The sequence below is a fragment of the Haloechinothrix halophila YIM 93223 genome (assembly GCF_000504245.1).
GTDB classification, from domain to species: domain Bacteria; phylum Actinomycetota; class Actinomycetes; order Mycobacteriales; family Pseudonocardiaceae; genus Haloechinothrix_A; species Haloechinothrix_A halophila.
Genome location: NZ_KI632509.1, coordinates 200,912 through 225,100, shown reverse-complemented (window position 1 = coordinate 225,100; position 24,189 = coordinate 200,912). Strand labels below are relative to the sequence as shown.

Below are 24,189 nucleotides of genomic sequence, written 5' to 3'. Positions count from 1 at the left end.
CCGGATCACAAACATCGTGCAGGGGGAAACTGCCATGAAGTTCATTGAATCCGTCACCCTCGAAGCTTCCGATCCCGCAGTTGCCGAGACCTTCTACGCCACCGCGTTCGGCCTGGGTACGACGGTGCGAGTACGCGCATCAGAAGCACCGACGAGCGGCTTTCGGGGTTTCACGCTGTCGCTCGTCGTGTCCCAGCCGGCCAACGTCGATGTGCTCGTCGGCGCCGCTCTCGACGCTGGTGCCACGACGCTGAAACCAGTGAAGAAGGGATTCTGGGGTTACGGCGGTGTCGTACGCGCCCCAGACGGGGCGATCTGGAAGGTCGCGACGCCGTCGAAGAAGGACGCCGAACCAGCCAGTCGGCAGGTTGATGAGGTCGTCCTGCTGTTGGGCGTCGAGGACATGTCCGCGAGCAAGCGGTTCTACGTCGATCGTGGCCTGGAAGTGGCGAGGAGCTTCGGCCGCAAGTACACCGAGTTCGAGTCCCCGTCCGGGTACGTCAAGCTGGCGCTCTGCGGGCGCCGTGGCCTGGCGCGGGATGCTGGCGTCTCTCCGGAGGGCACGGGGTCGCACCGGATCGTGATCGGAGGGGATACCGGATCCTTCACCGATCCCGACGGGTTCGTGTGGGAGGCCGCGTGACGGTTCAGCTCCGAGCCCCGCTCCCACGCGCAGCCGACACCACGTAACGCAGATGGAGACACGATGAGTATGGCCACGAGGACGGACCCGCAGTCGCCTGGCGTGCACGTCGCCGATAGCCACGACCTGATCCGCGTGCGGGGCGCGCGCGAGAACAACCTCAACGACATCCACGTCGAGCTACCGAAGCGCAGGCTGACGGTGTTCACCGGCGTCTCCGGCTCTGGCAAGAGTTCGCTGGTGTTCGGCACGATCGCCGCCGAGTCGCAGCGGCTGATCAACGAGACATACAGCGCGTTCGTGCAGGGCTTCATGCCGACGCTGGCACGGCCCGACGTCGACGTGCTCGACGGACTGACGACCGCGATCATCGTCGACCAGGAGCGGATGGGCGCCGATCCCCGCTCCACGGTCGGCACCGCCACCGACGCCAACGCGATGTTGCGCATCTTGTTCAGCCGACTGGGGCATCCGCACATCGGGCCGCCCAGCGCGTTCTCGTTCAACACCGCGTCGGTCCAGGCCTCCGGGATGATCAAGCGGGGAGACGGCAAGGCGGAGAAGGCGACCTTCACTCGCACCGGTGGTATGTGTCAGCGCTGCGAGGGTCGGGGCGCGGTCACCGACTTCGACCTGACCGCGCTGTACGACGACAGCAAGTCGCTCAACGAGGGTGCGCTCACCATCCCCGGCTACAGCATGGACGGCTGGTACGGCCGCATCTTTCGCGGTTGCGGGTTCTTCGACCCGGACAAGCCGATCCGCAAGTTCACGAAGCAGGAGCTGCACGACCTGCTCTACAAGGAGCCGACCAAGATCAAGATCGAGGGGACCAACCTGACGTATGCGGGCCTGATCCCAACGATCCAGCGGTCGATGCTCGCCAAGGACCGGGACGCGATGCAGCCGCACATCCGGGCCTTTGTTGATCGTGCGGTCGTGTTCACCACGTGCCCCGACTGTGACGGCACCCGGCTCAGCGAGGCAGCCCGGTCATCGAAGATCGAGGGGATCAGCATCGCCGACGCGTGCGCGATGCAGATCAGCGACCTCGCCGGATGGGTTCGTGGCCTGGATGAGCCCGGGGTGGCGCCGCTGCTGACGGCGTTGCGGGAGACCCTCGATTCGTTCGTCGAGATCGGACTTGGCTACCTCTCGCTCGACCGGCCATCGGGCACCCTGTCGGGCGGTGAGGCGCAGCGCACCAAGATGATCCGACACCTCGGTTCCTCGCTCACCGACGTCACGTACGTCTTCGACGAGCCAACCACCGGCATGCATCCGCATGACATTCAACGGATGAACGCCCTGCTCCTGCGGCTGCGCGACAAGGGCAACACGGTGCTTGTCGTGGAGCACGAGCCCGAGACGATCGCGATCGCCGACCACGTCGTCGACCTCGGCCCCGGCGCCGGTACGGCGGGCGGCACCGTCTGCTTCGAAGGCGCTGTCGATGCGCTTCGGACCAGCGGCACCATCACCGGCCGCCATTTCGATGACCGGGCCGCGCTCAAGGACAAGGTGCGCGAGCCGAACGGCAGGCTGGAGATCCGGGGAGCGAACGCGCACAACCTTGTCGATGTCGACGTCGACGTCCCGCTCGGGGTGCTCTGCGTCGTCACCGGAGTGGCGGGCTCGGGTAAGAGTTCGCTCATCCATGGCTCGATGCCCGCTGGCGAGGGTGTGGTGTCGGTCGACCAGACGGCGATCCGCGGTTCGCGACGGAGTAACCCGGCAACGTACACCGGGGTGCTCGACTCGATCCGCAAGGCGTTCGCGAAGGCCAACGATGTGAAGCCGGGACTGTTCAGCGCCAACTCCGATGGCGCCTGCCCCACGTGCAACGGCGCGGGCGTCATCTACACCGACCTGGCGATGATGGCTGGCGTCGCCACGCCCTGCGAGGAGTGCGAGGGGAAGCGGTTTCAGGCGTCGGTGCTGGAGTACCGGTTCGGCGGCAAGAACATCAGCGAGGTGCTCGCGATGTCTGTCGCCGAGGCCGAGGAGTTCTTCGGCTCCGGTGAGGCGTGGACGCCCGCGGCCCACCGGATCCTGGAGCGGATGGACCAGGTCGGACTCGGCTACCTCAGCCTTGGTCAGCCGCTCACCACGCTGTCCGGCGGCGAGCGGCAACGACTCAAGCTCGCGACGCACATGGGCGACAAGGGTGGGATCTACGTGCTCGACGAGCCCACAACGGGACTCCATCTGGCCGACGTGGAACACCTGCTCGGCTTGCTCGACCGGCTCGTCGACTCCGGCAAGTCGGTCATCGTCATCGAGCACCATCAGGCGGTCATGGCGCATGCCGACTGGATCATCGACCTCGGTCCCGGAGCGGGCCACGATGGTGGCCGGGTCGTGTTCGAAGGAACGCCCACTGACCTTGTCGCCGCTCGTTCCACCCTCACCGGTGAACACCTCGCGACCTACGTCGGCAGCTGACCGGGATCCTCCCTGACCAGCGAGAGCACGGTCAGCGAGGCATTCGTGGGGCGCGAGCTACATCGCGCTCATGTCCGCGACGACGCAGGCGATGTTGTCGGGTGCGCCGTGGTCATAGGCCAGGTCGATCAACGCCTGCACGGCCTGCTCAGGATCGGCCCCCGCGCTGAGCGTCGTCTCCAGCGCCGCGCGTCCGACGACCGCTGACAGCCCGTCGGAGCACAGCAGGTATCGGTCACCGGCCAGGGCGGTGCGCAAGGCCAGGTCCGGTTCCAACGGATGTCCGCCCGCGCCGAGCGCCCGCACCAGGAGCGCGCGCTGCCGGTGTGCGGCGGCTTGGTCGCGATCGAGCTTGCCCTGGTCGACCAGTGACTGGACGTACGTGTGGTCCTGGGTCAGCTGGCACAACTCACCGCCGCGCAGCAGATAGAGCCTGGTGTCGCCGACGTGTATCAGTGCCAGTTGCGAGCCGGATCGCAGCAGCGCGGTCAGTGTGGTGATCGGCTGGTGATCGTCCGTCGCGGCATCGCGCACGTGCTTGTCTGCCTCGGTGACCGCGTCGGCCAGCATCGTGAGAAGTTCGGCCGCTGGTACGTCCGCCATCTCCAGCGGCTTGAGCGCGTCGATCGCGCGCGTGCTGGCGGCGGTGCCGCCCGGTCCGCTCATGCCATCCGCGACGGCGAGCAACCGATCGCTGGCGTACGCGGCGTCTTCGTTGCTGTTCCGCACGGCGCCGCTATCGCACCGGGCTGCGTAGCGGACGTCGAGGTGTGGCTCCGACATGGTGGTGCCCCTTCCGGAGAGTTGGTCAACGAGGAAGGTGGCGAGTCGCCCTTTGGCCGTCGTGTCCGCGATGACTTGCTGCCAGTAGGCGCTGATCACGTCAGCCGCCGCAGCGGGCGCCAGCCCGCAGACCGACTTGATCTCCGCGAGTGGCATCCCGAGATGTCGTAACTGAGCGATCAGTCGCGCCTGTTCCAGCTGGTCCGTGCTGTAGAACCGGTATCCCGACTCAGGGTCGACCGCTGCCGGCGGCAGCAGGCCCTTCTCGTCGTACAGGCGTAGCGCCTTCGGCGTCAGCTCGGCAGCCTGCGCGAACGTTCCAATGGTCAGTAGCCCCACGGTGACATCCTCCTCGTACCGGCCACTGCGACCGGCGTGAGGAGGATGTGGCTTCCCCAAGGGACAAGGTCAAGACAACGGTTGTGCCGATGTCACTCCCGCTGGTCGCCAGGGCAGTTGTCGAGCACGTTGGCGATCGCGCGGGCTTCGTCCTGGTCTGCGGACAGCTTGTAGCGGTGTTTGACCTCGACCCAGTGACGCACGTACCCGCAACGGTCGCGTTCCGGCAACCAGTTCGCGGGGTCTTGGTCGCCCTTGGCGCGGTTGGTCGCCGCCGTGACGGCGATCAGCCCCTCGGGGTCGTTGGCGTACCGCTCCCGCTTCTCCTCGGACCAGTGACGCGGGCCGACGCGCCGTCCGTCGACGATCCTGCCGGAGCGCATGACCTCCGCCAGCGGCACCATGTGGTCGATGTCGAGTTCGCCGGGGTCGGTCACGGTCGCGCCGTCGTAGCTGCTCAGCCAGCTTCCCTCGGTGATCTTGCAGTTGCCGCCCTGCCGCACGCTTCTGCCCTGCTCGATCAGAATCCGGTCGCGCATGTCGCAGCCATCGCCCTGGTAGGTCCAGTGTGGCCAGTCGTCGCGGTCGTAGTGCGCTCCGGTGTCTTCCGGCGCGATGGGCAGCGGACCCGCTTGTGGGGCGTCCGGAGTTTGCGACGACGTCCCTGCCGCGTCTGTCAGTTCATCCAGCAGGTCTGGCAGGTCAGGCACGTGCTGGTAGCCGAGAACGGCCGCGATCACAGCGGCGACGGCGATGGCGATGCGTTTGAACGCGGTGGGGACGTCCATCGGATTCCTTATCTGTCACGGGGCGGGCGCGCGCTGTCGCCGGTGGCTGGTTCGCCGGGGGATGGGCGGGTAGCTGGGCGGCAGCGCACGGTGCGTGTCCGCGAGGCGTCGTTGCCTGCGAGAGCCGCGAGTCACGGCTGGTGCGCGGTAGATTACTGATCGTTGACTGCGACTTTGGGCTTCGACACGCCTGCCGCGTAGGTGTTCGTCTGCCGTCGTGTGCGTGTTCCGCAGCGATTCGACGGCGTGAGCGGGGAGACGTGTCATTGAGCCCGGGTAGCACGACGTTTGACCGGGGAACACGCCGTCGGGAGCGACGAACACAGCGTCCTGAGTGCAGAACACAGCGTCAGGAATGGCGGACACGGCGTGCTGAGCGGAGGACACGAACCCGCGCGATGTTAAATCTCGTAAATGTTCTCGTACTGTTCGAACATTTCCATCCTGGCGTCGAGGAGTTGCGGGTGTTGCAGATCGACGAAATGCACCTCGCGCCATTGTTTGAATCCGATGCGTTCCAGAAGTGCGCCGAATCGGATGCTCGCAAGCTCGGCCGAGATCTTGTCAGGGCTGGATGAGAGGAAGTCGAGCGGGGAAACGCGGGCGACGGCCAGTCGCGCCCCTGGGGCGAGCGCGCGCAGCGCACCCGCGAGCAATGCGCCGCCGAGACCGTGTCCTTGCCATGGCGGCGTCAGTACGACGTGCCGGACGATGACCATTCGCGCGACGCCAGGAGTGATCTTGTCATCGAGATCCGGGTGCAGCTTGCCCTGTGCCGGATCGATCAGCGTCTCCGCGATGAACTCCATCGCCCAGTCACCGAGGTCAGGTGCGTCGAGCAGGTTCCTCTCCCGGTGCAGATCGGCGATGACCAGCGAAAAGTCAGCGACATGCCGGTTCTTCGGCGCGCACCGGGTGACGGCCACGTCGGCGGACACGCTCCAGCGCTCCGGCATGTGGTCCTCGTCGTCGGTCTGCCACCACAGTCGTTCGTGTTCGAATGTCAGATTGATCGACAGTGGATTCGCTGGCAGTTGCTTCATAGCCGTCACAGTCACCTCACGGCTTTCCCCGCGGGCTCGCCGCCGCGGTGTGAAGTAACCCATGCCTTATCGATGCAAACTCTGAATTAACCCTAGACGATTGTTCGGTTGTTTCGCACCCTGCTCGAGGGTCGCAAAATACGCGAAAAGTGTTCCCGTTCACTGAGTGATCATGCACTTTCGCGAATAGCGGAAAAAGCCGAGGTCACCACGCTGCAAGTTGCAAAAAGCACTTCCGGCTCGATATGTGCCACAGCATTATCACCCGAATGGACGTCTAGTCATGTCGAAGTCCCGCGCCCCGGTTTTCCGTGCCGGGTTCGGCGCGCCATACGGCGGTGACGGAACGACAGTCCCTCGGGCACGCCCGGGCGACAACCGTCCCCCGGTGTCACGTCGCGGCCACGGAGGGTGGACAAAGACGATCACAGTGTGGCTTCAAAATGCACCAGGAGGGGTTTGTCCTTTACCTCGTTCGTGTAATCTTTGCGCGAATTTTGTGTCGGGGATCTTTTTGCGCTAATACAAAACACAGGGGGACATGTGCGTCCACATCGTTGGCTCGTCGTCGCTATGACGAGCGCGTTGTTGTTCGGAGTGCCCGCCACCGGCTATGCGTCGGTGCAACCCCGGGCAACCGCACAACAAGAAGACCCATCCAAGGCCGCGGAACGCGACATGAAGCGGCAGTCCAACGGCAGGGTGACTGTCGAGCGCGATGAGCGCGGCGTCGTCGAGTTCGTAGGCACCGAGCGGGGCAAGCCGGTACACAAACCCGCGCAGGCAGCCCAGGCGTCGCGTGAGCGGCAGGCTGCCCAGTACCTGCGCCGCTACGGCGCGCTGTGGGCACTCGACCGCGCCGGTTCTCACGCGCGAGCGACCCGTGCGTCGAAGTCGCGTGGCGCTGGCAACATCGTCCGGTTCCAGCAGAGCGTCGATGGCCTGCCCGTCCTCGGCGGCGAACTCGTCGTCGCGATGGACGGCCGAGGCAACCTGCGCTCGGTAACCGGCGAGACGACGCCGCTGCCGCTGTCGCAGCGCGAGAGGTCGATCACGCCGGCGCAGGCTCGATCCACCGCCATCAAACTGGCCGCCCGCGCCCACGACGTGCCGGAAAGCGCACTCCGGGCGAGCGAGCCGGAGCCCTACGCCTACGACCCCGCGCTGCTCGGTTCGGCCACCGTCGCCGCCGAGCTCGCGCCGGTGTTCAAGATCGAGGTCACCGGGCCGCCGCATATCGACCACCTAGTGCTGGTCGACCGCACCCGTGGCTCGGTGCCGCTCAACTTCAACCAGGTCAGTCACGCCCTCGACCGGGTGGTGTGCGACCGCGACAACACCCGTGACGGCACGGACGCCAACGGCAACCCCAGGCTGGCGGCGTGCAAGAGCGGCTCCGCCGCACGCAACGAAGGTGACTTCGCGACCGGCAACGCCGACGTCGACGCCGCCTACGACTACGCGGGCGACACCGCCCAGTACTTCCAGGACGAGCTGGGCGTCGACCTGACCACGCTGATCGGCCGCGACGCCGGGTCGGGGAAGAAGATCCGCTCGACGGTGCGCTACTGCCTGCCGCAAGGCTACGGCGACTGCCCGATGATGAACGCCTTCTGGAACGGCAACGGCGTCTATTACGGCCAAGGCATGCCGCGGTCGGACGACGTCGTCGCGCACGAGCTGACCCACGGCGTCATCGAGCAGACCGCCAACCTGATGTACTGGTACCAGTCGGGCGCGATCAACGAGTCGATGGCGGACGTCTTCGGTGAGCTGGTCGACCTCAACAATGCCGACACCGAGACCGAGCCCCCGTGGAAGCTGGGGGAGGACTCGCCGTTCGGCATCGTGCGTGACATGGCGGATCCGGAGGTCACCAACCAGCCGGACCGGATGACCAGCGCCACCTACTCGGCCGAGTCGGTCGACAGCAACCGGTTCGACAACGGTGGGGTGCACACCAACAGCGGCGTCGGCAACAAGGCCGCGTACCTGATCGCGCGGGACCCGTCGGAGGGCCCCGTCACCTTCAACGGCCACGCCATCACCGGCATCGGCCACACGAAGGCCACCGACGTCTACTACGAGTCGCTGCAGCTGCTCGCCTCTGGCGCCGACTACGAGGACCTGTTCCACACGCTGCGGCAAGCCTGCACGAACCTCATCGGTACGGGCGGTATCGCAAGCGGCGACTGCGACGCCGTCACCGCGGCCGTCGCCGCGACCGAGATGGACAAACAGCCGAGCGACCCGGACGCGCGGGCGCCTGAGGCCCCGGTGTGTCCCACCGACACTGAGAAGGTCAACCTCTTCCGCGACGGGTTCGGCTCGCTCAATAATTGGCGGACCACGCCGGGCATGTGGCACCTGTTGGACAGCTACGCCAAGAGCGGCACCCGCAGCATGTACGGCTGGGAGCCGAACCGCAAGGCTGGCGAACGCAAGCGCACGTTCGCCAGGATCAAGGGCAGGTTCGAGATCCCGCGCGGGGTCAAGACCTTCCTCCGGTTCGACCACCAGTACCTGTTCGCGCACCGGCCCGCCAGCGATCAGAACCCGGCCTCCTATTTCGCCGGTGGCGTGCTGCAGTACTCCACCAACGGCGGTAAGTCCTTCAAGTCCGCCGCGAAGTTGCCCTGGGTCAACGGACCTGACGAGACGATCGAGATGTGGAGCCCGAAGACCGGCAGTCTCGCGGGGACGTACAAGGGCTTCGGTGGTGACAGCCGCGGTTACATGTCCAGCCGCCTCAACGTCAGCTCGCTCGGCGGCAAGAAGGTCATCTTCCGCTGGCGGATCACCGCCGACCCTGAGGTCTTCTTCGACGGCTGGACGCTGGACAACGTCAACCTCTACGCCTGCGGTGGTGACCGGGCGAGCAGCCCAGCCAACATGTCCGCTACCGGCAAGCTGCACCGGGCGGTCTTGCGGTGGCAGCCGCCGGTATGGGACGGCGACGGCGACGTGCGGAAGTACTCCATCGCCGTGCGCAGCGGTGGCAAGCGCCTCAGGTACATCGACAACATCTCGGCTGACACCAACCGGTTCGTCGTCCGCAAGCTGCGCCGCAACACCACGTACAACTTCCGGGTGCGGGCGCACAATGCCACTGGGCCTGGCGCGTTCAACCAACACCGGCTCAAGGGCACCACGGTGGCCGCGAGTAGCAAGCCGAAGGTGCTCCGCTTCGGTAGAAAGACGACGATCAAGGGCACGTTGTTCAACCCCAACAACAAGCGTGCGGTGAGGTGGCACAAGGTCGTGCTCCGGGGCAAGCCGAAGGGTGCCGACAAATGGCGAACCATCGACCGGATGCGGACCGACGGCAATGGTCGATACTCGTTCACCCACAAGCCGTATCGGCACTTCCACTACCGAGTCTTCTACTGGTCCAACAACAAGTTCCGGATGGGCACCAAGTCGGACGTGCGCAGGGCGTGGGTGCGCCAGAAGGTCACGGCGTGGTTCAACGACTACCGGCCGAGCCGGGGTCAGTGGGTCGCGCTACGCGGCAGGGTCGCACCGAAGCACGCCGGCCAGATCGTGCGGCTGCAGCAGTGGGATCGTGGCGAAAACCGGTGGAAGACCATTAGGAAGAAGAAGCTGAACAAGTACAGCAAGTACAAGTTCTCGTTGCGTAAGTGGCGGAGCCGCTGGTTCGCCTTCCGCGTGGTCAAGCCTGGTCACTTCGATCACAAGAGGGGCGTCAGCCCAGTGCGCCGGATCTACGTCAGCTGACCGGCTAGCACGCACGAACGCCCCGTCCGCGCTTCGCGGGCGGGGCGTTCCGCTTGTGGCGGGCGCGGCTTATCGCCGTGCGCGGGCGGCGACGGCGATGTCGGGGTGGTCGGTGAACACCCCGTCGACGCCGAGCGCGAAGTACGCCGCGAGTTCCCCCGCGAGGTCGCCGTGCTCGGCTAGCTCACCCAGCTCGGCCAACTCACCGTGCTTGCCCGGTCCGCCGCCCGGCCCGCCGTGTTCGGCCAGCTCACCGGAACGCCGGTAGTCCACCGGCAGGAAGACGTTCTCCACGCGGAAGGTGTACGGGTGCACCGCGAGTCCGGCCCGGTGCGCGTCGGTGACCAGCGACGTCGGCGCGCCGAGCCTATCGTCGCCATCCCAGCCGATCACCATGGTCTTGTCCGGGCCGATGGCGCTGGCGTAGGTCGCGATCTCCGCCAGTCCCTCGGGGCTGGCCAGGTCTGCGTAGCTTTGCGCGTCCCCCGCCGCCACGAGGTCGTATGGCGCGCCGACCGGCGCCAGCAGCTGCACCAGTGGCACGGGCAGCCGCTCCGCGAGCCACCGCAGGTTGCCGGTCTCGAAGGACTGCACGAAGACGTTGGCGTCGGGCCGGTCCCTGCCGGTGCTGGCCAGCACGTCGAGCAGCGGCGGCTCAAGCGGCAGCCCGAGCGAGGCGAAGTAACTCGGATGCTTGGTCTCCGGGTAGACGCCGACGGGTCGCCCCAGCTCAGTCGTCAGCTGGTCGGCGAGGTCGATGATCTCCAGCATGGTCGGCACGCCGTGCTGACCATCGTGGCTGGTGTTGTGCGGACGTAGGTGTGGGATGCGCTCCTGAGCCCGCAGCGTGCGCAGCTCCGTGAGCGTGAGGTCCTCGGTGAACCAGCCGGTGACTTCCCAGCCGTCGACCACCTTGGTGGTTCTGCGGTCGGTGAACTCTGGCCGCGACGCGATATCGGTTGAGCCGCCGATCTCATTCTCGTGCCGCGCGACGAGCACGCCGTCCGCCGTCGAGACCAGGTCCGGTTCGAGGAAGTCGGCGCCAAGGCGTGCCGCGAGCTCGTACGAGGCGAGCGTGTGTTCCGGCCGATAACCGGATGCGCCGCGGTGTCCAATGATCACGGGCCGTGTCGTCACGGGGAACCTCCGCAGGTAGGCCGGAAACAGGCAACGTTCGTTATCACAACTATCCGTATTCGCAGCGTGGCAGGGGTGTTCGTTCACGTCTTTCGAATGGGTTTCACGGTTGCCCCATTCAGGTAGAGTGTGGTCGCCTTACGAAGCGATAACGGCGTTTACACCCACCAGCGGTGTCACGAGTGCGGTGACCCGGTCGGCCGTGTGGTTTCGGACACCGGCGATGGACGCGCGTTCCTGGCGAAAGGCGGGAGGTCTGCATGACCCGAGCTGAAGCGGAATCGGTGTATGCCATTCCGTCCGCCGACGCCGAGTCGCCAGTACGACAGCCAGCAGATGAATCCGATCCAGACCGGAGTTTCCGCAGTTTCAGCATAGCGATCGCGATCATCGCGGTCGCGTGCTGTGTCGCGATGTCCGTCTGGCTGCCGTTCGAGCTGACGACGACCGCCGCGTGGACCGGGCTGGCCCTGCTCGCCGGGTTCGCCGCAGCCGAGCTGCTGTCCATGAACGTCGACGTCCGCAGCGGCGTCGCGTGGACCATTTCGTTTACCGAGATCCCGCTCGTCATCGGCGTCATGGTGGCCGACTTCGAGGTCGTGCTGTTCGCGCACCTGATCGCGGGCCTCGGCACGCTCGCGCACCGGCGTACCGAGGGCACGCTGCTCTATAACACTGGCGTCATGGCGCTGGAGATCTGCTGCGCTTTCGCGGTGGCCAACGTCGTCCGGTTACTGCTCGGTGTGGCGGAGATGCCGTGGATCGGCGCGTTCTTGGGCGCACTGGTCGCGCCGACGGCGAGCACCGTGTTCGCGCTGTCGACCATCTGGGTGCTGCGCAAGCCGATCCAGCTCACCTCAGGACTGCGGCTCGTAGGAAGGGTTGTCGTCATCGGGTTCGTCAATTCGTCGGTCGGCATCAGCGGCTACCTCGTGGTGTCCGGCGTCGAGTACGGCTGGCCACTGATCGGCGCCGTCGTGCTCGCGCTGACCACGCTGTACTGGGGATACTCCGACTTGCTCCGGGAACAGCGTGATCTCGAGGCGCTCGCCGACGTCAGCCTGATGGTCGCCAAGTCCGGCCGCAGGGTCGCGGTCAGCTCGACCGGCGACCCTGACCGGCCCGACAAGGTGTTCGCCGGGGGCGACTGGGACGCGCTCGCCGAACGCATCAAGGATCAGCTGTCCGCCCGCCGCATCGTGCTGCGGTTCCGGCTGGACGGCTCTAACGCGCTCCACACCGTCGTCGCTGGCGTTCCGCTGCCGGATGGCGAATACGCGTCAAGCGACGACCCGCTGCTGCGGCTGCACGGCTCGCACGCCCGGCATCTGCGCTACGCCGACGTCAACGATGAGCTCGCGGCCGCGCTGCGGGCACGTGGCGCCGACGAGGTGCTGATCGTGCCGCTGCGCAGCTCGACCGAAGTGCTCGGCGTGATCGAGGCGCACGACAGGAACTCGCGGCTGCGTGGCTTCGGCCGCTCCGACCGGCAGCTCATCGACACCATGGCAGCCCACCTGTCCACCGCGCTGGACAACCGCAGGCTGATGGCCACGCTGCGGCACGACGCCTATCACGACCCGCTCACCGGCCTGCTGAACCGGCCGGGCTTCGCCAAGGCGGCCAAGGAACCGCTGACCAACCGTGTTCCTGCCGTCGTCGTCCGGCTCAACCTGGATGTTTTCTCCACCGTCTGCGACGCGCTCGGCTACACCTGGGCCGACCGGATGGTCGTCGTCGCTGGCCGAAGACTCCGTGCGGTGCTCGGTGCCGACGTTCCCGTCGCGCGGCTGGAGGGCGCGTCGTTCGCCGCGCTGCTGTGTTGCGACCAGCAGCAGGCGCACCAGATCGCGGAGCGGGTGCGTGCGGAGCTATCCACGCCGTACCCGGTCGACCGGCTCACCGTCGAGGCCAGCGCCACCGTTGGCTACGCGAGCACCGAGGTGGAGGACAGCGCGACCAGCCTCGACGTCGACGGCATGTTGCAGCGGGCCGACGTCGCGCTGCGCGCCGTCGACGACGAGGGCGAGGTGCGCGGTTACGTGCCGAGCATGGGGCAGATGTTCCTGCGCCGCTTCCAGCTTGTGACGCAGTTCCGGCAGGCCCTGGAGGACGGCCAGGTCAGCGTGCACTACCAGCCGAAGGTGTCGCTGCCGAACCGGACGGTGCTCGGCGTCGAGGCGCTGGTTCGCTGGACCCATCCCGAGTTCGGCAAGCTGCACCCCGACGAGTTCGTGCCCGCGATCGAGGCTGCCGGGCTCATCGGCGCGCTGACGTCGTTCGTGCTCGACGCGGCGCTGATCCGCGTGCGCAAGTGGCTCGACACAGGACTGCGGATCTCAGCGGCCGTGAACCTGTCCGTGCGCAGCCTCACCGACGACGGCTTCCCAGCACTGGTCGCGTCGGCCCTTGATCGCCATGCCGTCCCGCCCGAGTTGCTCACCTTCGAGCTGACCGAATCCGGCGTGATGGCCGACCCCGAGCGCGCGCTGCCGATCCTGCGCGAGTTGCACACCCTCGGCGTGGTGCTTGCGGTGGACGACTTCGGCACGGGCTACTCCTCGCTGGCGTACTTGCGGCAGTTGCCCGTGGACGAGGTGAAGATCGACAAGAGCTTCGTCTTCGGTATGGGCACCGATCTCGGCGACCTCGCTGTGGTGCGCTCCATTGTTGAGCTGGGCCACTCGCTCGGGCTGAGCGTCGTCGCGGAGGGCGTCGAGGAGGACATCGCGCGGGATCAGCTCGAGTCGATGGGCTGCGATGTCGCGCAGGGGTATCTGATCTCGCGCCCGCTGTCCGAGAAGCGGCTCGAGGCCTGGTTGCAGGCCCGCACGGCGCGTGCGACCGGCCATAACGCGGCGTCCGTGCTCACCTTGATCGGCTGATGGAGCCGTGGCGGCACGAAAACCGACCCCCGGCTGCGAGGTGGTATCGGGGTCTGTTGTAAAGTTTCCCCCGCTCCACATGAGCGCGCCCCAATAGCTCAGTCGGCAGAGCGTCTCCATGGTAAGGAGAAGGTCTACGGTTCGATTCCGTATTGGGGCTCGGTAATCCGGGAGTACTCACCTATCCTGAGTACGTCCGCGGATATGCGGGGCGGGATAGCTCAGGTGGTTAGAGCACACGGCTCATAATCGTGGTGTCGCGGGTTCGAGTCCCGCTCCCGCTACGCGGGCGGGCAAGTTGCTCCGCAGCTTGCTCCGCGATAATCGTGAGGCTCGCCTCACATCACCTGCAGGGCGGTTCGCCGCCCTCACCCCGGTCAGGCCGGTTGCCATCGTTGGTAGCCGCAGCCGGGATTGACTGATGAGCAGAGAAAGGTACGTGCCGTGGCTGCCACCGACGTGCGACCGAAGATCACGCTGGCGTGCGAGGAGTGCAAGCACCGCAACTACATCACCAGGAAGAACCGTCGGAACAACCCCGACCGCCTGGAGATGAAGAAGTTCTGCATGAACTGCGGTACGCACCGGACGCACAAGGAGACCCGCTAGCCGGCCGTCCATACCAGACGTCGACGAGGCCGTCCCCGCATTGGGGGCGGCCTTGTTCGCATGTGCGGGATCTCGCATACCTGACGGTAATGTGCGCGCGGTCGGTAAGCTCCCGTGCCGTGGTTCTTGATCAGTCGTTCATTGGGCGCACCTACCCGCCGGGTACCCCGTATCAGGTCAGCAGAGAGAAGATCGCCGAGTTCGCCACCGCGATCGGCGATACCAGCGCGCTCAGCCGCGACCCGGAGGTCGCCCGCACCGCGGGGCATCCGGACGTCGTCGCGCCGCCAACGTTTCTGACCATCCTCACGCTCGGCGTCATCGACAAGCTCGCCACCGACCCTGATCTCGGACTCGACTACAGCCGGATGGTCCACGGTGACCAGAGCTTCACCCACCACCGCCCGGCCACGGCTGGCGACCGGCTGACCGTCACCACGACGATCGAGGACATCTTCGCCCGCGCTGGCAACGACTTCCTCACCGTGCGCGCCGAGATCGCCGACGACGCGGGCGAGCCGGTCTGCACCGCGAAGGCGCAGCTCGTCGTGCGAGGGGAGGACGCATGAAGGATGTCACGAAGGGCGGCGCGAAAGGCACTGTGAAGGGTGCCGGGAAAGGCACCGAGCTGCCGCCGCTCGCGGTCGACGTCACCAGAGCGGACCTGGTGCGCTACGCGGGCGCGTCCCTCGACTTCAACCCGATCCACTGGAGCGACCGGGTGGCGACGTCGGTCGGGCTGCCTGGCGTGATCGCGCACGGCATGTACACGATGGCGCTGGCGAACCGGATGATCAGTGAGTGGGCTGGCGATGCGACCAGGGTGCTGTCCTGCTCGGCGCGGTTCACCAGGCCCGTTGTCGTGCCGGATGACGACCAGGGCGCGCGGGTGGAGTTCAGCGGCAAGGTCACCGACGTCACCGACGGCATCGCCACGGTCGCCATCACGGCGAAGTTCGACGGCAAGACAGTGCTGGCCAAGGCCACCGCCCAGGTGCGGGTTTAGGGCGGCGGCCTCGGCCTGAGCTTCGGTGCGCTCAGTGCACCTCGGCCAGCAGCTTCGCCACTCGCGAGACACCCTCGACCAGGTCGGACTCGGCTAGTGCGTAGGAGAACCGGAAGTAGCCGGGGGTGCCGAACGCCTCGCCGGGGACGACGGCGACCTCGGCGTGCTCGAGAATCAGATCGGCCAACTCGACGGTGTTCGCCGGTGTCACGCCGCGCAGCTCCTTGCCAAGCAGCGCTTTCACCGACGGGTAGGCGTAGAAGGCGCCCTCGGGCGTCGGGCACTCCACGCCGGGGATGTCGGACAGCAGCGAGACGATCTTCTTGCGGCGGCTGTCGAACGCGACGCGCATCTCCTCGACGGCGTCCAGCGGACCCGCGACGGCGGCCAGCGCGGCGCGCTGCGAGACGTTCGCCACGTTGCCACACAGGTGCGACTGGTAGGACGACGCGGCCTTGATGATGTCGGTGGGGCCTGCCATCCAGCCAACTCGCCAGCCGGTCATCGAGTACGTCTTGGCGACGCCGTTGAGGATCACCGTCGTGTCGGCCAGTTCGGGAACGACCGCCGAGATCGAGTGCGCCGTCACACCGTCGTAGACCAGGTGCTCGTAGATCTCATCGGTCACGACGAAAATGCCGTGCTCGTACGCCCAGCGGCCGATCGCCTCGACCTGCTCGCGTGAGTAGACCGCGCCGGTCGGGTTGGAGGGCGAGTTGAACAGCAGCACCTTGGTCCGTTCGGTCCGCGCTGCCTCGAGCTGCTCGACGGTGGCGAGGTAGCCGGTGGACTCATCGGCGGTGACCTGCACCGGGACGGCGCCGGCCAGCTTGATCGACTCGGGATAGGTGGTCCAGTACGGCGCGAGCAGCAGCACCTCGTCGCCCGGATCGCACAGCGTCGCGAACGCCGAGTACACCGCCTGCTTGCCGCCGTTGGTGACCAGCACCTGCGAGGCGTCGAGCTCGATGCCGGAGTCGCGCTTCGTTTTGGCCGCGATGGCTTCGCGCAGCTCGGGGAGACCGGCCGCCGCGGTGTAGCCGTGGTTGGCGCGGTCGCGCACAGCGGCAGCCGCGGCGTCGACGATGTAGTCCGGCGTTGGGAAGTCGGGCTGTCCGGCGCCGAATCCGATCACCGGCCGTCCCTTGGCCTTCAGCTCCTTCGCCTTGGCGTCGACCGCCAGCGTGGCCGACGGTTTGATGCTCGCGATACGGGCGGAAATCCGGCGCCTCGAACCTGTTGAATGTGCTGTGTCCGGTGAGACCATGGCCCCCATGCTTTCACGAGGGCAGCCCGACTGATAGTCGAGCCCACCGTTGCCGTACACTTCTCAACTTGGAACGCCATCCACTCACGCCCCGGTGCCGATCGGGGCAGGGCGGCGTGCCCGCTGATCGTGTGGGTCCCGGTTCTTCTTGGGTCTCTCGCGAAGGGGTGTAGCTCAATTGGCAGAGCAGCGGTCTCCAAAACCGCAGGTTGCAGGTTCAAGTCCTGTCACCCCTGCAAGAGCGGAGAGTTCGGCAACGCAACAAGCGCAGACAGCGGACATGGACTACTTGTAAGGAGTTCCTTGTGAGCGACGACGGCGAGAAGGACAACGGCGCGGACGAGCAGCGCTCGTCCCGTCCCGAGTCCGCCGCCTCCCGGCGCGCGCGGCGCCGTCCCGCCGAAGGGAAGGGCGAGCCGGGCGGCAAGTCCGGCGCGGCGAACGGCAAGGGCTCCGTCAAGGGCAAGTCCGCGGGGTCATCGCCTCCGGGGCGCAAGGACAGTGGCGGCCCGACCCAGACCAAACGGGACAGGGGTGAGCCGAGGCAGCCGCTGCCGAAGCGGATCGTGCGGTATCTCCGCGAGGTCGTCGCCGAGCTCCGCAAGGTCATCTGGCCGACTCGCAAGCAGATGGTCACCTACACGATCGTGGTCATCGTGTTCGTCATCTTCATGGTCAGCCTGGTCGCCTTGCTTGACTGGGGTTTCGGCAAGGCTATGTTCGCGCTGTTCGGCTGAGCGCGTACAGACGCGGTGCCGCACGATAGGGGTGCAACCGCATGCGAGAGATTGAGAGGACTGCAACGTGACCTCCGAGAACGGCACGGCAGCCGATGAGGAGCTGACCGACGTGACGGACGAGCAGCCTGCTGCCGACACCGAGACCTCCCCCGCGGCCGTCCAGCCGGAACCGGAACCGGTCGCCGAGGCCGACGCTGACGCTGACGCAGCTGTCGAGCCAGTACCCGAGCCGGAACCGGTCGCCGAGGTCGACCCTGCCGAGCAACTGCGCAAGGAGCTGCGCAGGCTGCCCGGCGAGTGGTACGTCGTGCACTCCTACGCCGGCTACGAGAACAAGGTCAAGACCAACCTGGAGATGCGTACTCAGACGCTGGACGTTGAGGACTACATTTTCCAGATCGAGGTGCCGACCGAAGAAGTCACCGAGATCAAGAACGGCCAGCGCAAACAGGTGCAGCGCAAGGTGCTGCCTGGCTACATCCTGGTCCGCATGGAGCTGAACGACGCGTCGTGGAGCGCGGTTCGCAATACCCCTGGCGTCACCGGCTTCATCGGCGCGACCAACCACCCCTCGCCGTTGAGCGTTGACGACGTCGTCAAGTTCCTGCTGCCGAAGTCGGAGCAGGAGGCGCCGGCCAAGGCTGCCAAGGGCGGTGCCGAGGAAGCCGCGACGGCGGCCAGTGGGGAAGCGGTCGAAGTGGACTTCGAGGTTGGCGAGTCCGTCACCGTCATGGATGGGCCGTTCGCCACGCTGCCCGCCACGATTTCCGAGGTCAACGCCGATGGCCAGAAACTCAAGGTCCTGGTGTCGATCTTCGGTAGGGAGACGCCGGTCGAGCTGTCGTTTAACCAGGTCTCCAAGATCTGACCCTGCGGGGCAAGCCCCCGCAGGCCCCCAGAGCGCCGGGATGCTGGCAGGGCTCCCGGTAAGTCATCAGTGAACAGGAAACGAGAATGCCACCCAAGAAGAAGAAGCTTGCAGCGATTATCAAGCTGCAGATCGCCGCAGGGCAGGCGAACCCTGCGCCGCCGGTCGGCCCCGCGCTGGGTCAGCACGGCGTCAACATCATGGAGTTCTGCAAGGCCTACAACGCCGCGACCGAGTCGCAGCGCGGCAACGTGGTGCCGGTCGAGATCTCGGTCTTCGAGGACCGTTCGTTCGACTTCAAGCTGAAGACGCCGCCCGCGGCGAAGCTGCTCCTCAAGGCAGCCGGCGTGGACAAGGGCTCCGGCGAGCCGCACAAGAGCAAGGTCGGCAAGGTCACCTGGGACCAGCTCAAGGAGATCGCCGAGACCAAGAAGACCGACCTCAACGCCTACGACGTCGACCAGGCCGCGAAGATCATCGCGGGTACGGCGCGGTCGATGGGCCTCACCATCGAGGACTGAGTTTCGCCCGAGGTGCATGAGTCACTCATGCGACTAGTGGGAGAGCCAGGCGCTGGCTCACGACAACCACACCTGATCCACAAGCAACGTAAGGACAGAGCATGACCAAGCGCAGCAAGGCCTACCGTCAGGCCGCAGAGCTGATCGACCGGGAGCGGCTGTACTCGCCGCTCGAGGCGATCAAGCTCGCCAAGGAGACTTCCAAGGTCAAGCTGGACGCCACCGTCGAGGTCGCCATGCGGCTCGGCGTTGACCCACGCAAGGCCGACCAGATGGTCCGCGGCACCGTGAACCTGCCGCACGGTACGGGTAAGACCGTCCGCGTTATCGCTTTCGTTTCCGGTGACAAGGTCGCAGAGGCCGAGGCCGCCGGTGCTGACGCGGCTGGCTCCGATGAGTTGATCGAGCGCATCCAGGGTGGCTGGCTCGACTTCGACGCCGCGATCGCGACACCGGACCAGATGGCCAAGGTGGGTAAGATCGCCCGCGTTCTTGGCCCGCGTGGCCTGATGCCGAACCCGAAGACCGGCACCGTGACGCCGAACATCGCTAAGGCGATCGGTGACATCAAGGGCGGCAAGGTGAGCTTCCGGGTCGACAAGCAGGCCAACCTGCACCTGATCATCGGCAAGTCGTCGTTCGACTCTGAGAAGCTGGTCGAGAACTACGCCGCCGCGCTGGACGAGGTGATGCGTGCCAAGCCGTCCGCCGCGAAGGGTCGCTTCCTCAAGAAGGTGACCTTCACGACGACGATGGGTCCCGGAATCCCCGTCGACCCCGCTCGCACCCGCAACCTGCTGGAAGCGGAAGCGTAAGGGGCTTCACCCAGCCAACGACTCTCGTGGCGGCCCGGTACACATGGCGATGTGTGTACCGGGCCGCCACGTTTAGTTGGGCCCGGTTTGGCTGGACCCGGTCCGCTTCGGGGCAGGGCAGCTGCGTGGCCCGGGTTCGTGCCCTGTGATGAGCCACTGCTCGCCCTTGGCGTCGGGGATCTTCGTCACGATGAACGTCCCGAGCGCTGGGCCGCCGATGATGGTGCCGCCGAGACTGTCCGCGCAGGAGCTGATCCGCACGCTGTCGGTCGTGACAGGGTCGCTGACCCAGGACGGCATGGACTCCGCGTAGTCGTTGACGTGCGTGATCTCTGCGTTGATGCCGAGTACCGCTTGCTCGCACGACGCATAGCCCAGGTCACTCGCGAACCGGACGCGGGCCACCTCGTCGAACCGCAGGCACACTTTCTCGACCTCGGGTTTTCCGGTGTCCGGGTCGGTTTGCGCGATGTGGTCGTAGACGCGCCGTACTGCTTCGTATGGGTCGCTGGCGTAGAGCTTGGTCGCTTCGGCTTTCTTACCGCCCTGTTCGGCGAGTTCGGCGCTGGACGGTCCGTCGGAGCCGCCGAGGTAGTGGTTGATCGCCCAGGCCCCGCCGGCCGCTACGGCGAGCAGCACGAGTGCCGCCGTGAGCAGTTTGCCGCCGAGCGCGGTCAGCCAGGCTGGTGTTCTGTCACGCCACCGGGTGGGTTCGACCTCGCGTGACTCGGCGGGCGGCAGTTCGCCGCCCTTCTCGGCTTGGTACTCGCGGAACCGCTGGAACTCCTGGAACTCGCGGAACTGCCGGAGTTCCTCCTCGCTGAGCAGCTCGGACGGTGACCGGGAAGCTAGTTCCGAGCCCGGTTCCGGCTGCGGCTCCTGGTGGGCTTCCGCAGGTGAGGAGTCCGGTCGTGGCGCGGGGAGGTTCGCGCCGCCCTGCTCACTGCCGTCGTCCTGTGTGTTGTCCTGACCGCGTTCTGCCACGGGTCCCATCATGCCGGATCGCCACCGGTGGGTACCCGCGCATCGCCGCCGGTGAGCACTGTCGTAGACTTGCTCGCGGTTCTACCGAAGACCGCTGGTCTCATGGGCGCATGTGTCCATGACGAAGGTCCCGCAGCGCGGGCGGCCTGCGCAGGAGGAACGAGGCTCGTCACCAGTGTGTCGTAACGCCCCGCGCCCCTTGCGCAGGGCGTTTTGTCGTCTCTGGGCCTGGAACCGCCACGGTCACCAGCTAACAGAGATGAGAGGAGGCGACACATGGCGAAGCCAGACAAGGTGGCGGCCGTCGCCGAGATCGCGGACAGGTTCCGCACCAGCTCGGCAGCCGTGATCACCGAGTACACCGGCCTCTCCGTTTCCCAGCTCTCCGAGCTGCGTCGCGCTCTCGGCTCTGGCGCCAAGTATCGGGTCGCGAAGAACACCCTCGTCAAGCGTGCCGCTGAGGACGCGGGCGTCGAGGGGCTTGACCACCTCTTCATCGGGCCGACCGCCATCACCTTCATCGAGGGTGAGCCGGTCGACGCGGCGAAGGTGCTCAAGAAGTTCTCAAAGGACAACAACGCCCTTGTCATCAAGGGCGGCTACATGGACGGCCGTCCGATCTCCTCCGATGAGGTCAACAAGCTGGCCGACCTGGAGAGCCGCGAAGTGCTGCTCACCCAGGCAGCGAGTGCGTTCAAGGCGAAGTTGTCCGAGGCGGCAAGGATGTTCGCGGAGCCTGCCTCGCAGGTTGCTCGCCTCGCCAGCGCGCTGGAAGACAAGCGCAAGGAAGAAGCGGGCTCCTGATACCGAGCACCCAGCCAAGAGCTGAGTACCACCCCGACCGATTTGTTCGTTACAAGGAAGGAAGGCCACCATGGCCAAGCTGAGCACCGACGAGCTGCTTGACGCGTTCAAGGAGCTGACCCTCATCGAGCTGTCCGAGTTCGTCAAGGCGTTCGAGGAGACCTTCGACGTCTCCGCCGCCGCCCCGGTCGCGGCCGTTGCCGCCGCCCCCGCCGCTGGTGGTGGCGCCGAGGAGGCCGCCGAGGAGCAGGACGAGTTCGACGTCGTCCTCGAGGGCGCTGGCGACAAGAAGATCCAGGTCATCAAGGTCGTGCGCGAGGTCGTCTCCGGCCTCGGCCTGAAGGAGGCCAAGGAGCTCGTCGAGGGCGCCCCGAAGCCGATCCTGGAGAAGGTCGACAAGGAGGCCGCCGACGCGGCCAAGGAGAAGCTGGAAGCCGCTGGCGCGCAGATCACCGTCAAGTAGCACTTCCGGCGTGCGGCCAGCCGGTCAGTGCTCCCGTTAGCACGGCCGCAGTACCGCGCATACCTGGCGTAACGGGCAGTCATCCGCTGGATGGCTGCCCGTTGCTGCGTCTGGGGTATCCCATGTCAGTAACATCGGTATGACCTGAGCCACGTACGCGGTAGGTTCCCGAATGGATCATGTCGCAGAGTAAGCAATCGACCCACAGCAGAAAATCTTATGACTGTTGAGTAACCTGTCTCACCAAGGTTCGTTGCACCGAATGAAGGGGACCTGACGTTCATTCGCATGCGCACCGCCAAGTGCCGGTGGACCGGTGAACTCAACGTAAACAGATTCAGGAGGTCCGATGGGTGCCGAGGTGGTCGTTGAGGGGTTGACCAAGTCCTTCGGGAGCCAGAACATCTGGCGTGATGTGACGCTGACGCTGCCGCCCGGCGAGGTGTCGGCGATGCTCGGCCCGTCTGGTACCGGAAAGTCGGTCTTCCTGAAGTCGATGATCGGCCTGCTCAAGCCCGACTCGGGTAAGTGCGTCATCAACGGCACGGACATCGTGCAGTGTTCCGAGCGCGATATGTACGAGGTGCGCAAGCTGTTCGGTGTGCTGTTTCAGGACGGCGCGTTGTTCGGGTCGATGAACCTGTATGACAACGTGGCGTTCCCGCTGCGGGAGCACACCAAGAAGTCCGAGTCCGAGATCAAGCGCATCGTGCTCGAGAAGCTGGAGATGACCGGTCTCTCGGGTGCCGAGGGCAAGCTGCCCGGCGAGATTTCTGGTGGTATGCGTAAGCGCGCCGGGCTGGCGCGGGCGCTGGTGCTGGACCCGGAGATCATCCTGTGCGACGAGCCGGACTCCGGTCTCGACCCGGTGCGCACGGCCTACCTCTCCCAACTGCTGATTGATCTGAACGCGCAGATCGACGCCACGATCCTGGTGGTTACCCACAACATCAACCTGGCGCGGACGCTGCCGGACAACCTGGGCATGTTGTTCCGCAAGGAGCTGATCATGTTCGGGCCTCGTGAGGTGTTGCTGACCTCGGAGGAGCCGGTGGTGGAGCAGTTCCTCAACGGTAAGCGGCTCGGCCCGATCGGCATGTCCGAGGAGAAGGACACCGCGCAGATGGCCGCGGAGCAGGCGATGGCCGACGCTGGTCATCACCACGGCGGCACCGAGGACGTTCGAGGCGTCGTTCCGCAGATCCTGCCCACCCCGGGTCTGCCGGAGCGCAAGGGCGAGCGTCGCCGCAAGGATCGCGTCATGCAGATCCTGCACACGCTGCCGCCCGCGGCACAGGAAGGCATCATCGAATCACTGTCCGAACAGGACCGGCAGCACTACGGCGTCCAGCGGCACGCCAGTGCTGGCGCGCAGCATGGTGGCGGGTCATCCGCGCCGCAGGCGAGCCAAGGCCAGCTGCCCGCCGACCAGGTGGCGCAGCTGCCGAGCCACGGCTGGGGCACCGCCGACCAGCTCCGGTCCACCGATGAGATCCCTCCGGGGCAGGGTGGTGCCCGGTGACGGCGACGACGGCTGTCAAGTTCCCCGGCAGGGGAATGCTCGAACAAACGGGCAGGCTGTTCGCGCTTGGCCTTGATGTCATCCGACTGAGCTTCCACCGCCCGTTCCAGACGCGTGAGTTCATCCAGCAGGCGTGGTTCATCGCCGGTGTATCGATCCTGCCGACGATGCTGGTGTCGATCCCGTTCGGCGCCGTCGTCTCGCTGCAGCTCGGTTCGCTGGTCAGCCAGCTCGGGGCGGAGTCGTTCACCGGTGCCGTCAGCGTGCTCGCCATCATCCAGCAGGCGTCGCCCATCGTGACCGCGCTGATCGTCGCTGGCGCAGCTGGCGCCGCGATCTGCGCGGATATCGGCGCGCGGACCATCCGCGAGGAGATCGACGCGATGGAAGTGCTCGGCGTTTCCGCCGTGCAACGTCTCGTCGTGCCGAGGGTGCTGGCATGCATGCTGGTCGCGATGCTGCTCAACGGCGTCGTCAGCGTGGTCGGCGTGCTCGGTGGATACTTCTTCAACGTCATCCTGCAGGACGGCACGCCTGGCGCGTACCTCGCCAGCTTCTCGGCGCTGGCGCAACTGCCCGACCTGTGGATCAGTGAGATCAAGGCGATCCTGTTCGGCTTCATGGCCGGCGTCGTCGCCTGCTACCGGGGCCTGAACCCGCCGCCGGGGCCGAAGGGTGTCGGTGACGCGGTCAACCAGTCCGTCGTCATCACCTTCTTGTTGCTGTTCTTCATCAACTTCATCCTGACGGCCGTTTACCTGACAGTCGTGCCGCCGAAGACGGGGTGAG

The 24,189-nt window shown here is 66.3% G+C and carries 21 protein-coding genes and 3 tRNA genes; 18 read left to right on the top strand and 6 right to left on the bottom strand.

The annotated features are described in order from the left end of the window. The first annotated feature begins 34 nt into the window (after positions 1–34). Together AMYHA_RS01095 and AMYHA_RS01090 are read left to right on the top strand one after the other, a co-directional pair. The gene (locus AMYHA_RS01095) at positions 35–643 is read left to right on the top strand and encodes a VOC family protein (RefSeq protein ID WP_034267044.1); all 609 of its coding nucleotides are present in this window, start codon (positions 35–37) and stop codon (positions 641–643) included. Positions 644–706: 63 nt separating this feature from the next. After that, entirely contained in the window at positions 707–3,088 is a 2,382-nt protein-coding gene (locus AMYHA_RS01090; protein ID WP_034267042.1) for an ATP-binding cassette domain-containing protein, read from the top strand. Positions 3,089–3,145: 57 nt separating this feature from the next. Here AMYHA_RS01090 and AMYHA_RS01085 read toward each other — a convergent pair whose 3' ends face one another. From AMYHA_RS01085 to AMYHA_RS01075, 3 genes are all read right to left on the bottom strand, one after another. Continuing rightward, positions 3,146–4,210 carry a MerR family transcriptional regulator gene (locus AMYHA_RS01085; protein WP_034267039.1) on the bottom strand — a complete coding sequence of 355 codons (1,065 nt, stop codon included), beginning with the start codon at positions 4,208–4,210 and terminating at the stop codon, positions 3,146–3,148. A 92-nt stretch (positions 4,211–4,302) separates the two neighbouring features. Further along, positions 4,303–4,998 carry an HNH endonuclease family protein gene (locus AMYHA_RS01080; RefSeq protein WP_034267036.1) on the bottom strand — a complete coding sequence of 232 codons (696 nt, stop codon included), beginning with the start codon at positions 4,996–4,998 and terminating at the stop codon, positions 4,303–4,305. Between the two features lie 401 nt (positions 4,999–5,399). Beyond that, positions 5,400–6,041 carry a hypothetical protein gene (locus AMYHA_RS01075; protein ID WP_034267034.1) on the bottom strand — a complete coding sequence of 214 codons (642 nt, stop codon included), beginning with the start codon at positions 6,039–6,041 and terminating at the stop codon, positions 5,400–5,402. 573 nt (positions 6,042–6,614) lie between these two features. Between AMYHA_RS01075 and AMYHA_RS01070 the strand changes: the two genes are divergently transcribed. Continuing rightward, positions 6,615–9,779, top strand: coding sequence for a M4 family metallopeptidase (locus AMYHA_RS01070; RefSeq protein WP_034267032.1), 3,165 nt, complete (start codon positions 6,615–6,617; stop codon positions 9,777–9,779). Between the two features lie 69 nt (positions 9,780–9,848). Here the strand turns inward: AMYHA_RS01070 and AMYHA_RS01065 are convergent, their stop codons facing one another. After that, entirely contained in the window at positions 9,849–10,916 is a 1,068-nt protein-coding gene (locus AMYHA_RS01065; protein ID WP_231104588.1) for a glycerophosphodiester phosphodiesterase family protein, read from the bottom strand. Between the two features lie 260 nt (positions 10,917–11,176). Between AMYHA_RS01065 and AMYHA_RS01060 the strand changes: the two genes are divergently transcribed. The 6 genes from AMYHA_RS01060 (at position 11,177) to AMYHA_RS01035 (ending at position 15,416) form a co-directional block, all read left to right on the top strand. Beyond that, entirely contained in the window at positions 11,177–13,801 is a 2,625-nt protein-coding gene (locus tag AMYHA_RS01060) for a putative bifunctional diguanylate cyclase/phosphodiesterase (protein ID WP_034267029.1), read from the top strand. A gap of 87 nt (positions 13,802–13,888) precedes the next feature. Next, positions 13,889–13,961 (top strand) — tRNA-Thr (locus tag AMYHA_RS01055). Positions 13,962–14,011: 50 nt separating this feature from the next. Further along, positions 14,012–14,085 (top strand) — tRNA-Met (locus tag AMYHA_RS01050). A gap of 160 nt (positions 14,086–14,245) precedes the next feature. Continuing rightward, on the top strand, positions 14,246–14,410 hold the full coding sequence (gene rpmG / locus AMYHA_RS01045; RefSeq protein WP_034267027.1) for a 50S ribosomal protein L33: 165 nt from the start codon (positions 14,246–14,248) through the stop codon (positions 14,408–14,410). A gap of 119 nt (positions 14,411–14,529) precedes the next feature. After that, on the top strand, positions 14,530–14,979 hold the full coding sequence (locus tag AMYHA_RS01040) for a MaoC family dehydratase N-terminal domain-containing protein (RefSeq protein WP_034267024.1): 450 nt from the start codon (positions 14,530–14,532) through the stop codon (positions 14,977–14,979). Next, positions 14,976–15,416 (top strand): MaoC/PaaZ C-terminal domain-containing protein, encoded by a 441-nt coding sequence (locus AMYHA_RS01035; RefSeq protein WP_034267021.1) that lies wholly within the window; start codon positions 14,976–14,978, stop codon positions 15,414–15,416. The genes AMYHA_RS01040 and AMYHA_RS01035 overlap by 4 nt, the downstream gene beginning before the upstream one ends. Positions 15,417–15,447: 31 nt before the next feature. Here the strand turns inward: AMYHA_RS01035 and AMYHA_RS01030 are convergent, their stop codons facing one another. Beyond that, on the bottom strand, positions 15,448–16,683 hold the full coding sequence (locus AMYHA_RS01030; protein ID WP_034275317.1) for a pyridoxal phosphate-dependent aminotransferase: 1,236 nt from the start codon (positions 16,681–16,683) through the stop codon (positions 15,448–15,450). 163 nt (positions 16,684–16,846) lie between these two features. Here AMYHA_RS01030 and AMYHA_RS01025 point away from each other — a divergent pair. From AMYHA_RS01025 to rplA, 5 genes are all read left to right on the top strand, one after another. After that, positions 16,847–16,919: transfer RNA gene (locus tag AMYHA_RS01025), tRNA-Trp, on the top strand. Between the two features lie 69 nt (positions 16,920–16,988). Further along, complete coding sequence (gene secE, locus AMYHA_RS01020) at positions 16,989–17,420, top strand: preprotein translocase subunit SecE (protein WP_034267018.1); 432 nt, start codon at positions 16,989–16,991, stop codon at positions 17,418–17,420. Positions 17,421–17,487: 67 nt separating this feature from the next. Then, entirely contained in the window at positions 17,488–18,291 is an 804-nt protein-coding gene (gene nusG / locus AMYHA_RS01015; protein ID WP_034267016.1) for a transcription termination/antitermination protein NusG, read from the top strand. A gap of 86 nt (positions 18,292–18,377) precedes the next feature. After that, positions 18,378–18,812 (top strand): 50S ribosomal protein L11, encoded by a 435-nt coding sequence (gene rplK, locus AMYHA_RS01010; protein ID WP_034267015.1) that lies wholly within the window; start codon positions 18,378–18,380, stop codon positions 18,810–18,812. 101 nt (positions 18,813–18,913) lie between these two features. Continuing rightward, the gene (rplA, locus tag AMYHA_RS01005; RefSeq protein WP_034267012.1) at positions 18,914–19,627 is read left to right on the top strand and encodes a 50S ribosomal protein L1; all 714 of its coding nucleotides are present in this window, start codon (positions 18,914–18,916) and stop codon (positions 19,625–19,627) included. A 72-nt stretch (positions 19,628–19,699) separates the two neighbouring features. Here rplA and AMYHA_RS01000 read toward each other — a convergent pair whose 3' ends face one another. Further along, on the bottom strand, positions 19,700–20,611 hold the full coding sequence (locus AMYHA_RS01000) for a hypothetical protein (protein ID WP_051399404.1): 912 nt from the start codon (positions 20,609–20,611) through the stop codon (positions 19,700–19,702). 276 nt (positions 20,612–20,887) lie between these two features. Here AMYHA_RS01000 and rplJ point away from each other — a divergent pair, with 276 nt between their 5' ends. The 4 genes from rplJ to AMYHA_RS00980 all read left to right on the top strand — a co-directional run bounded on the left by rplJ (position 20,888) and on the right by AMYHA_RS00980 (position 24,188). Continuing rightward, positions 20,888–21,415, top strand: a complete 528-nt coding sequence (gene rplJ / locus AMYHA_RS00995) for a 50S ribosomal protein L10 (RefSeq protein WP_034267009.1) — start codon at positions 20,888–20,890, stop codon at positions 21,413–21,415. 70 nt (positions 21,416–21,485) lie between these two features. After that, complete coding sequence (rplL, locus tag AMYHA_RS00990) at positions 21,486–21,878, top strand: 50S ribosomal protein L7/L12 (protein WP_034267007.1); 393 nt, start codon at positions 21,486–21,488, stop codon at positions 21,876–21,878. A gap of 349 nt (positions 21,879–22,227) precedes the next feature. After that, entirely contained in the window at positions 22,228–23,400 is a 1,173-nt protein-coding gene (locus tag AMYHA_RS00985) for an ABC transporter ATP-binding protein (protein ID WP_034267005.1), read from the top strand. Positions 23,401–23,435: 35 nt separating this feature from the next. Next, positions 23,436–24,188: an MlaE family ABC transporter permease gene (locus tag AMYHA_RS00980; RefSeq protein WP_051400295.1), complete on the top strand. Its 753-nt coding sequence runs from the start codon at positions 23,436–23,438 to the stop codon at positions 24,186–24,188. The last annotated feature ends 1 nt before the right edge of the window (position 24,189 follow it).

Excerpts from the sequence above, each read along its gene's own strand:
- AMYHA_RS01095 (WP_034267044.1), top strand. The coding sequence starts at position 35 with ATGAAGTTCATTGAATCCGTCACCCTCGAAGCTTCCGATCCCGCAGTT.
- AMYHA_RS01090 (WP_034267042.1), top strand. The coding sequence starts at position 707 with ATGAGTATGGCCACGAGGACGGACCCGCAGTCGCCTGGCGTGCACGTC.
- AMYHA_RS01080 (WP_034267036.1), bottom strand. The coding sequence starts at position 4,998 with ATGGACGTCCCCACCGCGTTCAAACGCATCGCCATCGCCGTCGCCGCT.
- AMYHA_RS01075 (WP_034267034.1), bottom strand. The coding sequence starts at position 6,041 with ATGAAGCAACTGCCAGCGAATCCACTGTCGATCAATCTGACATTCGAA.
- AMYHA_RS01070 (WP_034267032.1), top strand. The coding sequence starts at position 6,615 with ATGACGAGCGCGTTGTTGTTCGGAGTGCCCGCCACCGGCTATGCGTCG.
- AMYHA_RS01060 (WP_034267029.1), top strand. The coding sequence starts at position 11,177 with ATGACCCGAGCTGAAGCGGAATCGGTGTATGCCATTCCGTCCGCCGAC.
- AMYHA_RS01035 (WP_034267021.1), top strand. The coding sequence starts at position 14,976 with ATGAAGGATGTCACGAAGGGCGGCGCGAAAGGCACTGTGAAGGGTGCC.
- AMYHA_RS01030 (WP_034275317.1), bottom strand. The coding sequence starts at position 16,683 with ATGGTCTCACCGGACACAGCACATTCAACAGGTTCGAGGCGCCGGATT.
- rplK (WP_034267015.1), top strand. The coding sequence starts at position 18,378 with ATGCCACCCAAGAAGAAGAAGCTTGCAGCGATTATCAAGCTGCAGATC.
- rplA (WP_034267012.1), top strand. The coding sequence starts at position 18,914 with ATGACCAAGCGCAGCAAGGCCTACCGTCAGGCCGCAGAGCTGATCGAC.
- rplJ (WP_034267009.1), top strand. The coding sequence starts at position 20,888 with ATGGCGAAGCCAGACAAGGTGGCGGCCGTCGCCGAGATCGCGGACAGG.
- rplL (WP_034267007.1), top strand. The coding sequence starts at position 21,486 with ATGGCCAAGCTGAGCACCGACGAGCTGCTTGACGCGTTCAAGGAGCTG.
- AMYHA_RS00985 (WP_034267005.1), top strand. The coding sequence starts at position 22,228 with ATGGGTGCCGAGGTGGTCGTTGAGGGGTTGACCAAGTCCTTCGGGAGC.
- AMYHA_RS00980 (WP_051400295.1), top strand. The coding sequence starts at position 23,436 with ATGCTCGAACAAACGGGCAGGCTGTTCGCGCTTGGCCTTGATGTCATC.